Source organism: Chryseobacterium oryctis (genome assembly GCF_025971925.1).
Lineage (GTDB): Bacteria > Bacteroidota > Bacteroidia > Flavobacteriales > Weeksellaceae > Chryseobacterium > Chryseobacterium oryctis.
In genome coordinates, this window is the sequence record NZ_JAPDHV010000004.1 from 108,911 (window position 1) to 121,981 (window position 13,071).

11 protein-coding genes are annotated in these 13,071 nt (G+C 33.3%); 3 read left to right on the forward strand and 8 right to left on the reverse strand.

The features are described from left to right. Positions 1 to 186: 186 nt before the first annotated feature. Positions 187 to 1,473 carry an alginate export family protein gene (locus tag OH806_RS10175; RefSeq protein ID WP_264743569.1) on the reverse strand — a complete coding sequence of 429 codons (1,287 nt, stop codon included), beginning with the start codon at positions 1,471 to 1,473 and terminating at the stop codon, positions 187 to 189. A gap of 11 nt (positions 1,474 to 1,484) precedes the next feature. Continuing rightward, complete coding sequence (locus OH806_RS10180; protein WP_264743570.1) at positions 1,485 to 1,949, reverse strand: hypothetical protein; 465 nt, start codon at positions 1,947 to 1,949, stop codon at positions 1,485 to 1,487. 259 nt (positions 1,950 to 2,208) lie between these two features. Here OH806_RS10180 and OH806_RS10185 point away from each other — a divergent pair, with 259 nt between their 5' ends. From OH806_RS10185 to OH806_RS10195, 3 genes are all read left to right on the forward strand, one after another. Next, on the forward strand, positions 2,209 to 2,580 hold the full coding sequence (locus OH806_RS10185) for a hypothetical protein (protein ID WP_264743571.1): 372 nt from the start codon (positions 2,209 to 2,211) through the stop codon (positions 2,578 to 2,580). A gap of 135 nt (positions 2,581 to 2,715) precedes the next feature. Beyond that, a complete protein-coding gene (locus tag OH806_RS10190; protein ID WP_264743572.1) occupies positions 2,716 to 7,059 on the forward strand; it encodes a CusA/CzcA family heavy metal efflux RND transporter in 4,344 nt (1,447 codons plus the stop codon). Between the two features lie 2 nt (positions 7,060 to 7,061). After that, positions 7,062 to 8,201 (forward strand): efflux RND transporter periplasmic adaptor subunit, encoded by a 1,140-nt coding sequence (locus tag OH806_RS10195; RefSeq protein WP_264743573.1) that lies wholly within the window; start codon positions 7,062 to 7,064, stop codon positions 8,199 to 8,201. 208 nt (positions 8,202 to 8,409) lie between these two features. Here the strand turns inward: OH806_RS10195 and OH806_RS10200 are convergent, their stop codons facing one another. From OH806_RS10200 to OH806_RS10225, 6 genes are all read right to left on the reverse strand, one after another. Continuing rightward, entirely contained in the window at positions 8,410 to 8,916 is a 507-nt protein-coding gene (locus tag OH806_RS10200; RefSeq protein WP_264743574.1) for a hypothetical protein, read from the reverse strand. A gap of 79 nt (positions 8,917 to 8,995) precedes the next feature. After that, on the reverse strand, positions 8,996 to 9,478 hold the full coding sequence (locus tag OH806_RS10205; RefSeq protein ID WP_264743575.1) for a YeeE/YedE family protein: 483 nt from the start codon (positions 9,476 to 9,478) through the stop codon (positions 8,996 to 8,998). 11 nt (positions 9,479 to 9,489) lie between these two features. Then, on the reverse strand, positions 9,490 to 10,053 hold the full coding sequence (locus OH806_RS10210; protein ID WP_264743576.1) for a YeeE/YedE family protein: 564 nt from the start codon (positions 10,051 to 10,053) through the stop codon (positions 9,490 to 9,492). A 17-nt stretch (positions 10,054 to 10,070) separates the two neighbouring features. Further along, on the reverse strand, positions 10,071 to 11,483 hold the full coding sequence (locus tag OH806_RS10215) for an MBL fold metallo-hydrolase (protein WP_264743577.1): 1,413 nt from the start codon (positions 11,481 to 11,483) through the stop codon (positions 10,071 to 10,073). A gap of 17 nt (positions 11,484 to 11,500) precedes the next feature. Further along, on the reverse strand, positions 11,501 to 12,301 hold the full coding sequence (locus OH806_RS10220; RefSeq protein WP_264743578.1) for a sulfite exporter TauE/SafE family protein: 801 nt from the start codon (positions 12,299 to 12,301) through the stop codon (positions 11,501 to 11,503). Positions 12,302 to 12,376: 75 nt separating this feature from the next. Beyond that, positions 12,377 to 13,003 carry a Crp/Fnr family transcriptional regulator gene (locus OH806_RS10225; RefSeq protein WP_264743579.1) on the reverse strand — a complete coding sequence of 209 codons (627 nt, stop codon included), beginning with the start codon at positions 13,001 to 13,003 and terminating at the stop codon, positions 12,377 to 12,379. Positions 13,004 to 13,071: the final 68 nt, after the last annotated feature.

A 13,071-nucleotide genomic window follows, 5' to 3' on the forward strand; every position in this document is an offset into this window, starting at 1 on the left:
TACAAATATATTGCTTTCATTGATATTGTTTAAAGTTTAGAAACTATCAAATTGTTAAAAAGATATTTTAGAATGATTTATTTATCTGAAAAAATGAAGCTGAATGTTGTATTGTGTATCGAAAAAAAACAGCAATATTTCTAATTGTAAGAAATATTGCTATCGGATTGCTAATAATGAAACAGATTATTTTAGTCTGAAATTAGGTGTGATTTTTAGAGCCAACCATGTCCAGGTTTGTAAATTTTTAGGTTCAGATACATTCTTTATAAATTCCATACTGTTTCCCGAAAACATAAAAGAATGACCCAAATTTACAGTAACAAATTTTCCGAATTTCTGTGCGAAAACTAAATCAAGCTCAGATCCTAAATATGATGATAAATCTTTTCCTTCTTTATCATGTCCCAGATTTCCGTTAGTTGTAAATGCGTGAATATTGGCTTGTATAGTAGAATTTGGGTTAAATTTAAACGTTGACTTCAAATAATAATCATTCAGTCCAAAACTGTTGAAATAACTTGTTCCAGAGTAAAAATAATCCATAAAACCGTTATAAAGGTGATTTGAACCGTATAAAGGGCTGAAAGACTTGTTTTTTTCGATAGCTGTGTCATAATTGTTACCAGAAAGCCATTCTGTACCCAAAACAATATTAAATTTTGAGTTCACGATAAAATCTGCATTGACAGAAAACTGATACGCCGATTTACTTTGAGCGCTGGTATTTTTCCCCGCTTGATAATATGCAGAACCAAACAATCCGAAATTTTCAAAGTATTTTTTTGCATTTATACCTACAGTCAGCATATCATAATGAGTTCCGGAAGGGTTTTGCAATACGTTATTCAACGCGATTGCAGAAAACTGAAATTTGTCCTTTCCAATAAATTGATAATGCAATATTTGCAGTGATTTTGTGATTTCACCAGCTTCTGCTACGTTATAAATTTCTTTATCAGGAAGATCATTGGAGTCATTATCATCATTGTTGTAGGTGACTACAGTTTCCAATTTAGAATTGGCTGAAAGTGTGAAAACTCCCTTCAATGCATCAAAATTTCTTCCTTGCATTGCCCAGTCAACTGCTCCGATAAGTCGTTCGTTATCATAAGAAAGGATTTGTCTACCAATTTTTAATGAAATTTTTTCTGAAAACTGATATTTTGCCCATGCTTCATTGAGTGTGAAATTTTGATTTTTAGTAGATGTAGAGCTTGTTTCTCCCCATGTTCTTGCATCTTGAGCAGATAGATAAATTTGTAAGTTTTTATAATAATAATCTATTCCAAATCTTGCCCTTGAAGAAATTGTTGTTTCCGCAGATTTTCCTTTAGGAATTAAGGTTTTAAATCCATTGTCTAGCTCTCCTCTGGTACGTAAATCAACATTCATTTTTAAACTGTCAATTTGGGCATACGAAAGCCCGTATGCAAACGTTAAAACGCTTACATAGATTAATTTTTTAATCATGATTTAATTAATTATTCAGAAGTTATTTTATATGTTTTATGACACGCAACACAATTGTTGAGCAGTTGATTGAGCTTCTCCTGAGTCTGTTGACGGTCATATTTTTCTTTAGCCATTTTTGACATTACATCAAAAAGTTCGTGAGTATCAAATCCCATTTGTTTAAATCCGAGTGGTAAAGACTTTACCAAACCTTGAGGAACGACATCTACTTTACAGGTTCCTGATTGTTGTCCAACACTTGCAATAGGGTTAGGATCGTTTTTGGCAATTCCTTCGTTTATTTTTTGTACACTTTCAAGGAAACCGCGCATTTCTGCCATTACAAAATCCCGATTTTCTTTACTCATTTTTATTTCAGTTCTTCCATCTGATGATAATTTTACGCTTTCTCCTTGATAAAAGAATTTGTAAATCAGCGTGATATTTATAATCAGTGATACAAAAAGGAGAATATATATGAGCTTCTTTTTCATGGGTTGAATACTTTTATGATAGATTTAATTCTTAAAATTGCATGTTGTAAAATTGAAAGGGGATATTAGATAATATTTTCCTTCAAATTTTAATACAAATATATTATAAAATAAGATAAAAAGGTCTTATTATATTTTTATTCTTTGATTTATGCTAAAAATCATAATTTCCTTACTTTCTTATATTCATTTTTCATTTTTAACAATAAATTAAATCGTTGTTTATGAAAGATTTCATAATTTTGAAGCAGTGAAAAAGATGATTTCCATATTGTTGTTGTTCTTTTATTTGGTTTCTACAACTGAATTGTATCAGTTTTTGAAGATTCCTATTCTTGTAGAGCACTTTATGGAGCATAAAGATCTTAATCCGGGAATGACTGTTGGAGCTTTTCTAAAATTGCATTATGATGATCCTGTACAGGATTCGGATTATCAAACCGACCAAAAACTTCCTTTTGTTTCTCACAGTTGCCCACTTTTAGTTGCTTTTACGGTAGAACCTTCATTATATTTACATTTCACAGAAAAAATATTCAAAGAAATTTTATCTAAAGAAACCATCTATAAAAGTTTCTACTACAATAAAGAGATTTTGAATTCTATTTGGCAACCGCCAAAATTTTGTTAATCTTCATCTAATTTTTTCTCAATCTGAAAAACGATTGGGTGTATTCTGCTATTGAAAAACTACATGTGTGATATTTCATGTATGTATTTCTAGGGATATTAAACACATTATTCAAAAAAGATTAACAAATCATTTATGCTTACAAAAATCATTGAGTTTTCTGTGAAGAATAAACTCATTATTGTACTGTTGGTATTGGGTCTTATAGGAATTGGTTCTTATCAGGTTACAAAACTCCCAATAGACGCAGTACCGGATATCACAAATAACCAGGTTCAGGTTATTACAGTTGCGCCGTCTTTTGGTGCTACAGACATAGAAAGATTGGTAACTTTCCCAATAGAACAAGCAAACAGTAATATTTCAGGATTAAAAGAAATTCGTAGTTTTTCGAGATTCGGATTATCTCTTGTAACTATTGTTTTTGAAGATAATATTGATATATATTGGGCAAGACAACAGGTTGCGGAAAGGCTTCAGCAGGTACAGTCTGAAATTCCGGATGGTATAGGAAAACCCGAATTGGGACCTATTTCTACAGGATTAGGCGAAATTTTTCAGTATGTCGTAAGACCTGAAAAAGGGTATGAAAAGAAATATGACATTACAGAACTTCGTACTATTCAGGATTGGGTAGTTAGACGACAACTTTTGGGAGTAAAAGGAGTAGCAGAAGTCAGTAGTTTCGGAGGAAAATTAAAACAATATGAAATTGCAGTAAATCCGGACAAGCTTAATGCTTATGGAATTACCATCAACGATGTTTTTGATGCTCTTCAGGTAAATAATCAAAATACGGGAGGTGCATATATCGAAAAAGGTCCTACAGTTTTATATATCAGAAGTGAGGGACTCATCGGGAATATTGAAGATATTCAGAATATTTCTATTGCGACAAAGGCAAATGAGATTCCTCTTTTTATAAGAGATGTTGCAGATGTAAGATTTGGCTTTTCAACAAGATACGGAGCTATGACCTTTAATGATCAGGGCGAAGTTTCAGGAGCCGTTGTGATGATGCTGAAAGGTGAAAATAGTAAGCAGGTCATTAAAAACGTAAAAGATAAAATAGAACAAATACAGAAAACACTTCCTAAAGGTGTAGTAATTGAACCTTTTCTAGATCGTACAAAAATGGTAAATAATGCGATTGGTACAGTTGAAACAAACCTTTTGGAAGGTGCATTAATTGTTGTTTTTGTATTGGTTTTATTTTTAGGAAATATTCGTGCAGGTTTATTGGTTGCCTCTGTGATTCCTTTAGCAATGCTTTTTGCTATTTGTATGATGAATCTTTTTGGTGTAAGCGGAAACCTGATGAGCTTAGGAGCATTGGATTTCGGATTGATTATTGACGGAGCTGTTATCATTGTTGAATCTGTCCTGCATCAATTCAGTCATAATTCAAGGTTTAAAAAAATATTCTCGGTCGGAAAACAGGAAATGGATACCATTGTTATTGATTCTGCTGGAAAAATGATGAACAGTGCCGTTTTCGGACAAATTATTATCCTGATTGTTTATCTTCCTATTCTTAGTTTACAGGGTATTGAAGGAAAGATGTTTAAACCAATGGCTCAAACGGTAGCCTTTGCTTTATTGGGGGCATTTTTACTGTCTCTTACTTATATCCCGATGATGAGCTCGGTGTTATTAAGAAAACGAAGTGATAAACCTACTATTTCAGACAGAATTATGAAAAAAGTAGAAAAGGCTTATCTTAAAACATTGCTGAAATTCCTTAGGATTCCAAAAACTATTTTTGCCGTTGTTATTGCATTATTTATAGCTGCCATTTTTATTTTGAGCAGATTAGGAGGTGAGTTTATTCCGTCTCTGGAAGAAGGTGATTTTGCAGTAGAAACCAGAGTTTTACCTGGAAGTAGCCTTACAACAACTATCGAAAGTACCCAAAAAGCAGCCCATATTCTTAAATCCCGTTTTCCGGAAGTAGAGAAAGTAGTTACCAAAATAGGAAGTGGAGAAGTGCCTACAGACTCGATGCCGATGGATGCGGCGGATTTAATAGTGATTTTAAAAGATAAAAAAGAATGGACTTCTGCAGCTTCTTTCCCTGAACTGGCTGAAAAAATGGGAAAAGAATTAGAAGACGTTCCTGGGATTACCGTGAGCTTCCAGTTTCCTGTGCAAATGCGTTTTAATGAACTGATGACAGGAGCAAGACAGGATGTTGTGGTAAAAATTTTTGGTGACGACCTTGATGTTCTTTCACAAAATGCTCAAAAATTGGGCAAGATTATAGAAAGTGTAGAAGGAGCACAAAATCTTTATATAGAGCCTATTTCGGGTATGCCACAGGTTATTATTGAATACAATCGACCTTTATTGGCACAATATCATTTATCAATTTCAGATATCAACAGAATTGTGAATACTGCTTTTGCAGGGCAGAGTACAGGATTGGTTTTCGAAGGAGAAAAAAGGTTTGATATGGTCGTAAGACTTGATAATAAAAGCCGTAAGAATGTAAATGATATTAAAAATCTTTTGGTTTCTACCCCTTCCGGAAATCAAATTCCGCTGTCGCAACTGGCAAAAGTGGAAGTGAAAAACGGACCAAACCAAATTCAGAGAGAAAATGCTCAACGAAGAATTGTAGTTGGTTTTAATATTAAAGGAAGAGATGTACAAAGTATTGTTGAGGAGCTTCAAAGTAAAGTTGACAAGGAAATAAAACTTCCGACAGGATATTATATGACTTACGGAGGTTCTTTTGAAAACTTAAACAATGCAAAGCAACGTCTGATGATTGCCGTTCCTGTTGCATTGGCTCTTATTTTTGTGATGTTGTTCTTGGCGTTTAAATCTATTAAAGAAAGTTTACTGATTTATACGGCAATTCCGCTTTCTATTATCGGAGGTGTTTTTCTGTTGGCTTTAAGAGGAATGCCTTTCAGTATCAGTGCAGGAGTTGGTTTTATCGCACTTTTCGGAGTTGCTGTTTTAAACGGAATTGTTCTTATATCTGAGTTTAATCGTCTATATAAAAGCGGAATACGAAATATTGTAAGAATAGTTATTGATGGAGGAGAATCTCGTCTTCGTCCGGTTTTGATGACGGCTTTTGTGGCCTCGTTAGGATTTATTCCTATGGCTCTAAGTAACGGGGCAGGAGCGGAAGTTCAGCGTCCTTTGGCGACTGTGGTTATTGGGGGTTTATTGATTGCAACTTTTCTTACACTATTTGTTTTACCCCTACTTTACGTGAATATTGAAAAAGGATTTACAATGAAAAAGATAAAAAATAAAAATAAAATTGCCGTATTCATTTTACTTTTTAGCGTTTCTGGAATAGGAATACAGGCACAAACACCTATTACTTTAGAAGATGCCATTCAAACTGCATTGGAAAATAACAGGAATTTAAAAAATGAAAAATTAAAATCAGATTATTCAAAAGCGTTGATTAATTCTGGAACGGATATTCCGGCGACTGATATAATGTTTGATTACGGGCAGGTTAACAGTGCTTTTAACGATATGAAATTTGGGATTGCTCAGAGTATTGCTTTTCCGACTGTTTACAAAAAACAAAAAAATGTATACACAGAAGAATGGAAAAAATCTTTGTTAAACGTTTCTCTGAAGGAATATGAACTGAAAAAAGCGGTAAGTCTTACATTCTATGACATTCTTTATTGGAATGAAAAAGAAAAACTGCTGAATGAAATATTGAAATTGTATTCAGACTTTTTAGATAAAGCAAGTTTACGTTTAAAAGTAGGAGAAAGTAATATTTTGGAGAAAACAACCGCTGCAAACCAAAAAGCGTCGATAGAAATACAAATGAAGCATGTACAGCAGGAACTTTCGGTGCTGAAATACCAACTTCAATGGCTTCTCAATTCAGAAACAAACTGGTCTCCGGAAGACCAAAAACTGTATACTGTAGCCCCGGGTAAAGATTTTAAAAACAATCCTTTCCTTCAGGTTTTAGAGCAACAAAAGAACGTTTCAACACAACAGACAATGTTGGAAAAAGCAAAATTACTTCCAGGTTTTTCAGTTGCTTATAATTTAAATAGCTTCAAAGGAATGGGACCGGATGACAAGGTTTATGATGCAACACCTCAGTTTCATTCTGTGCAGGTGGGCGTTTCCGTTCCTATTTTTTCTGGCGGACAAAAATCCAGAATTCAGGCGGCTAAAATTGCTGAATCTGTCGCTGAAAATGACCTGAAAAATGCTGAATTCAATTTGCAAAATCAGTTTAAAAAAGCTTCTGATGTTTATCAGAATAATTTAGAAATTGTTTCAAGATATGAAACTTCTGAACTGAAAAATGCAGACATTATTACAGAAACGGCAAAAAAACAATTTATAGCAGGAGAAATCAATTATCTTGATTTTGTGATGCTAGTTAATCAGGCTGTAACGCTTAAAAGCAATTATACCGATGCCGTCGGAAAACTTAATCAAAGCGCAATAGAGCTGGAATACCTTATTTTAAATCCATAACAATGAAACGTAAACTTATATATATAGTATTAGGATTGTTCATGTTCGTTCAGTGTACTAAAGAAAAAGATAAAACAGAACAAAAACCTGAACCTCATAAAGATGAAAATGTAGTAACTCTTACGGATGCACAGTTGAAAAATGCACCAATAGAAACAACTACACTTTCTTTACAAAATATCTCCAGTGTATTGAAACTTAACGGAATGATAGATGTTCCGCCACAAAATCTTGTTTCGGTAAGTATTCCTTTGGGTGGATATTTAAAATCAAGCAGTTTGCTTCCTGGAATGCCTGTTACAAAAGGTCAGGTGATTGCGGTGATTGAAAATCCTCAATTTATACAGCTTCAGCAAGATTATTTGATGGCGAAATCTAAACTGCATTTTGCAGAATTGGATTATCAACGCCAAAAAACATTAAATCAAAGTCAGGCAAGTAGTGATAAAGTAATGCAACAGGCGCAATCCGAGATGAACAGTCAGAGAATTTTGATGAGTTCTTTGGCGGAACAGTTACGTTTGATAAACATCAATCCAAATTCTTTGAAATCCGGAAATATTACTAAAAGTGTACCGGTTTACAGTAGTATCAATGGTTTTGTGAGCAAAGTGAATGTGAATATCGGAAAATATGTGAATCCTTCCGATGTTCTTTTTGAATTGATAAATCCGTCTGATATTCACCTCAATCTTAAAGTTTATGAAAAAGACTTGGAAAGTCTGAAAAAAGGACAAAGATTTGTAGCGTACACCAATGCAGAACCTAACAAAAAATATTATGGAGAGGTTTTTCTTATCAGCAAAGATGTAAACTCAGGAGGTTTGACGGAGGTTCACTGTCATTTTGATAAATATGACCACAGCCTTGTTCCCGGGATGTATATGAATGCTGAAATTGATATTCAGTCTTCTTTTTCAAATGCAGTTTCTGAGGAAGGTATTGTTAATTTTGAAGGCAAAGATTTTGTTTTCGTAGAAGAAAAAAAGCAGACGTACAAACTTACTCCGGTTACTTTAGGTGAAACAGAAAACGGATTTGTTCAGATTCTTAATTTTAATGATTTCAACAATAAAAAAATTGTTACTAAAAATGCTTATACCCTTTTGATGAAGCTTAAAAATACAGAAGAAGAGGATTAGTTACTCAGTTTTAATTATTTATTATAAAATTAACGCTCACTAAAATGCATTTTAGTGAGCGTTAATTTTAAACTTGTTTTAAAGTTCATATAAGAGAAAATCAAAGATTTTCAAATAGCTAATGTGTTCTTATATAGATTTTTATAATGAATTTTAAAAAAAAACTTTTGTGTCTTTTGTGGTCAAAATAAAAGTTTAAATCAACTTTTTATATTTTCTTAGTTAATCCTAATTTTTTGAGTGCATTTACATTCAAATATATTTTATCAAAATAGGTGAGGGATTCCACATTGGTGAATTTCTGAAATGTCATATTACTTTTATTGAAAGACAATTCAATAGAATCATTGTAAGTTGCAACGATTCTCACTACCGAAAAACCATTATAAGCTACTGTAAAACCATCAAAAAGGAGATTTTTTTCAGCTTGTTGATAGACTCTGTATTCCTCAAAAACAGGACTTCCCACATTGTCGTTTCTTTTTTTGCTATTATGTTTTAGAGAACTCCATGCTGTATAGTTTTTAGGTTCTTTTAAAATATTTCCTTTAGAATCTACCGGCACAAACATTCCTAATGTTAAATTTTTTTTGAGAAATTTTGCATAGTTATTCATCAATTTCAAGGTCTGAAGATCAGCATATCCCTCATTAGAATAGTACTCAATAACAAAATCTGTCATAGGAATCAACTTGTGAGAATCATCTATTGGCATAATTGGTATTTCTTGGTCTTAAAACTTAGTATTGGGCAAATATACAAGTTTACCCTGATGCAAAAAGTTTTAATCAAAATTAATGAGGAAGTTTTTCTCTGAAATATCCATACACCCAGGTTCCTAAAATTGCACTTAGTAAAGTTACCGCTACAGCAAAAGCTCCTGTCCCGATTTGTGCAAAAAGTGGTCCCGGACAAGCTCCCGTAATTGCCCAGCCAAATCCGAAAATCAAACCGCCATAGATTTGTCCTTTGTTAAACTTTTTAGGAGCAATGGTAATCGGTTCGCCATAAATGGTTTTGATTTTGAATTTTTTAATAATCCAAACGGAAACAAGCGCTGTGAAAACTGCACTTCCGATGATGCCGTACATATGGAAAGATTGTAATCTGAACATCTCCTGAATTCTGAACCAACTGATAACTTCAGCTTTTGTAAAAACAATTCCGAAGAAAATTCCTACCAAAAGATATTTTAGGTTGTGATACCATTTGTGTTGAAGCTGACTTTCATTGGTGCAAATAGTATCTTGGTGACGTATATCTGTTTCTTTTGTCATTATTGATTAAATTAAAGTGAAAGAATTATGGGAAGAATGAAGTTTGCCATTAAAAAACCTCCAATCATAAAACAAATTGTAGCAACTAAGGACGGCCATTGTAAGTTGGCAAGTCCCATTATTGAATGTCCGCTTGTGCATCCTCCCGCATATCGGGTTCCGAAACCGACTAAAAATCCACCTACAATCATGATGAAAAATCCTTTTAGTGTAAATAGACTTTCAAAATTCATTAATTGAGCTGGTACAAGATTGCTGTAATCTGTGATTCCGTAAGTAGCCAGTTCTGTTTTAAGTTGAGGATTTATGTTTATTTCTCCTGGATTTATGAGATATTGAGCAGTTACCAATCCGCCAATAAAAATTCCCAACACAAAAAGTAAATTCCAAATTTCTTTTTTCCAATCATATTTGAAAAAGCTGATATTTGCAGGAATACAAGATGCACAAATATGCCTTAATGAAGAACTGATTCCGAAGGATTTATTTCCTAAAATCAGTAAAATAGGGACGGTAAGACCAATCAACGGACCGGCAATATACCAAGGCCAAGGTTCTTTTATAATATCTAACATTTATAATTATTTTTTACTTATTTTAAAACTTTACTTTGACATACAAAATTACTCTTTGGAACGCTTGTTTGAGAAATAGCATTAAAACCACCTTCAATTTCGGTAAAATTTCTGAAACCTCTTGCCTGAAGAATACTTGCAGCCATCATACTTCTGTACCCTCCTGCACAATGAAGATAAAAATGTTCATTCTTGTCAATCTGACTTATCCATTCATTGATATAAGCTAGAGGTTTGCTATATGCTTCATTTACGTGTTCTGCATTGTATTCGCTTTCTTTTCTTACATCGATTATTTTAGCGTTTTTATCCTTGATTTCAGCTTCAAATTGTTGGGCTGAAATTCGGTGGACTGTATCGCTTTCTTTTCCGCTGTTTTTCCATGCTTCAAAACCACCTTTCAGAAACCCTAAAATATTGTCAAAACCAACTCTGCTTAATCTTGTTACGGCTTCTTCCTGTTCATTTTCATTGGTAATTAATAGAAGAGGTTGTTTTACATCTGCAATTAAAGCTCCAACCCAAGGTGCAAAATCACCATTTAATCCGATATTAACAGATTGCGGAATGAATCCTTTCGCAAAGTCACCATTGTTTCTGACATCTAATATCAAAGCTCCCGAAAGTTCTGCAATATTTTCAAATTCTTCAGGAGAAAGTGTATGTAAACCTTTAGATAAAACTTCATCAAAACTTTCATAGCCTTTTTTGTTCATGATGACGTTCATGCCAAAATAGGCGGGAGGAGGAAGAAGCCCGTCTGTAACAGCTTTTATGAAACTTTCTTTGTTTTTTTGGTTTAAAGCATAATTGTTTTTTTTCTGATTTCCTAATGTATCAATCGTTTCTTTCTGCATATTTTTTCCACAGGCAGAGCCTGCTCCATGAGCCGGATATACGATGATATTATCATTTAAAGGAAGGATTTTTTTGTATAAACTGTCATACAATAACCCGGCTAATTCTTCCTGAGTCATATTCGTAGCTTTTTGAGCCAAATCGGGGCGTCCAACATCCCCTAAAAATAATGTATCTCCACTGAAAAGAGCTTTTTCCTGTCTGTTTTCATCGATTAATAAAAAAGATGAGCTTTCTAGTGTGTGTCCTGGAGTATGAAGAACTTTAATTTTGATATTTCCAACTTCAAAAATTTGATTGTCTTCTGCGATGATAGCTTTAAATTCAGGATTTGCAGTAGGTCCATAGATGATTGATGCACCTGTTTTCTTACTTAAATCTACATGACCGCTAACGAAATCTGCATGAAAGTGGGTTTCAAAAATGTATTTTAAAGTTACATTATCTTTCTTCAGTCTGTCAATATAGGGTTGAGTTTCTCTTAAAGGATCAATTATCACTGCTTCATTTTCAGAAACAATATAATACGCTCCCTGAGCTAAACATCCTGTATAAATCTGTTCTATTTTCATAATGATAAATTTTAATTTTAGATTTTAAAAAATATTTCTTTGATAATAATATAAATGCCCATTATCAGGACAAACCATCCAAATGCGGGTTTAAGTTTTTTGCCGTCGATTTTTTTTGATAAATAAGAACCTATAATAATTCCGATAATGGCAATGACAGAAATTGATATGAGTAAACTCCAATCGATTTCAGAATGGTTCATTGCGGAAAAGAAACCGATGAGCGAATTTAGTGAAACAATGACCAAAGAAGTTCCGATGGCAACTTTCATTGGGATTTTCAGAAGATTAACTAATGTGGGAATAATCATAAATCCTCCACCTGCACCAACCAAACCGGTTAAAATCCCTACAGCAGAGCCTTCTCCCGCTGCCTTGAATATGCTGTTTTTATGGGAATGTGCTACTTCAATTGTTGATAAGGAACTCTTCTGAATCATTTTAAAAGAAGCGATAATCATCAATACTGCAAAAATCAGTAACAGAAAAATGTCTTTTGTAAGAATGAAATTCCCTATTCTGAAAACTTCAATCGGAATTAAAGGTAAAAGGTAGCTTCTTGTAAGAAAAATTGAAATAATGGAAGGAATTCCGAAAACCAAAGCGGTTTTAAGGTCTACCAATCCTTTTTTTAGATAAGAAACAGAACCTGCGACACTACTGATTCCAACAATGAAAAGTGAGTATTCTGTTGCGATAAAAGCGTCAATCCCGAAAAGATAAACAAGAACAGGAATGGTAAGAATGCTTCCGCCACTCCCAACTAATCCTAGTGAAACACCAATTAAAACTGATGCGATATAACCAAAAATTTCCATTTTGACTTTCTATAAATTTCCGAAAGCAAAAATGGAAATACTTATATTGTTCTACAGTTACTTTTGTTACACAACTCAGTTTTGTAGTGTTATTTTATTTCTTCCGAGCTTTACCTTGCCACTTTCTTCAAGCTGTTTAAGTAGTCTTGAAACGACAACTCTTGCTGTTCCTAATTCGTTAGCAAGTTGCTCATGGGTAATGACAATAGTTTTAGAATTTGATATTTCGTATTTTTTATGAAGTAAATTCAGTAATCTCTCATCTACTTTTTTGAAAGCAATCGCATTGATGATATCTAATAATTCTTCAAATCGTTTGTGATAAAGTCTGAAAATATAATCGAGCCATTCTGGATATTCTTTTATGAATAAAGAAACCTTGTCTACAGGTAAAAAAAGAATTTCTGTATCTTCTTCTACTTCAGCTTTTACGATGCTTCTTTCGTTGTGTATTCCACCAAGAAAAGACATAATGCAGCTTTCTCCTGTTTTGATGTAGTACAACAAAATTTCTCTGCCGTCTTCTTCGGTACGGATTACTTTTAGCATTCCTTTCAAAACAATAGGAATAGAACGGATAGAAGTGTTTTCATCAAGGATGACATCTCCTTCCTTGTAGGTTTTGATAATACCGTTTTCAGAAAGTTTATCAGCAAGTTCCTGAGATATTGTAAATTCTTTTGGCGAAATTTTATTTTCCATAACTGAATATCAAAGTTACTGCATTTTAATTTATTTAATGATAATGAAATTTTAAACTCAATTCAGTA

Bases quoted from the DNA above. Each gene is read 5' to 3' on its own strand.
- OH806_RS10185 (WP_264743571.1), top strand. From the start codon at position 2,209: ATGATTTCCATATTGTTGTTGTTCTTTTATTTGGTTTCTACAACTGAA.
- OH806_RS10220 (WP_264743578.1), bottom strand. From the start codon at position 12,301: ATGGAAATTTTTGGTTATATCGCATCAGTTTTAATTGGTGTTTCACTA.
- OH806_RS10205 (WP_264743575.1), bottom strand. From the start codon at position 9,478: ATGACAAAAGAAACAGATATACGTCACCAAGATACTATTTGCACCAAT.
- OH806_RS10210 (WP_264743576.1), bottom strand. From the start codon at position 10,053: ATGTTAGATATTATAAAAGAACCTTGGCCTTGGTATATTGCCGGTCCG.
- OH806_RS10200 (WP_264743574.1), bottom strand. From the start codon at position 8,916: ATGCCAATAGATGATTCTCACAAGTTGATTCCTATGACAGATTTTGTT.
- OH806_RS10180 (WP_264743570.1), bottom strand. From the start codon at position 1,949: ATGAAAAAGAAGCTCATATATATTCTCCTTTTTGTATCACTGATTATA.
- OH806_RS10195 (WP_264743573.1), top strand. From the start codon at position 7,062: ATGAAACGTAAACTTATATATATAGTATTAGGATTGTTCATGTTCGTT.
- OH806_RS10175 (WP_264743569.1), bottom strand. From the start codon at position 1,473: ATGATTAAAAAATTAATCTATGTAAGCGTTTTAACGTTTGCATACGGG.
- OH806_RS10215 (WP_264743577.1), bottom strand. From the start codon at position 11,483: ATGAAAATAGAACAGATTTATACAGGATGTTTAGCTCAGGGAGCGTAT.
- OH806_RS10225 (WP_264743579.1), bottom strand. From the start codon at position 13,003: ATGGAAAATAAAATTTCGCCAAAAGAATTTACAATATCTCAGGAACTT.
- OH806_RS10190 (WP_264743572.1), top strand. From the start codon at position 2,716: ATGCTTACAAAAATCATTGAGTTTTCTGTGAAGAATAAACTCATTATT.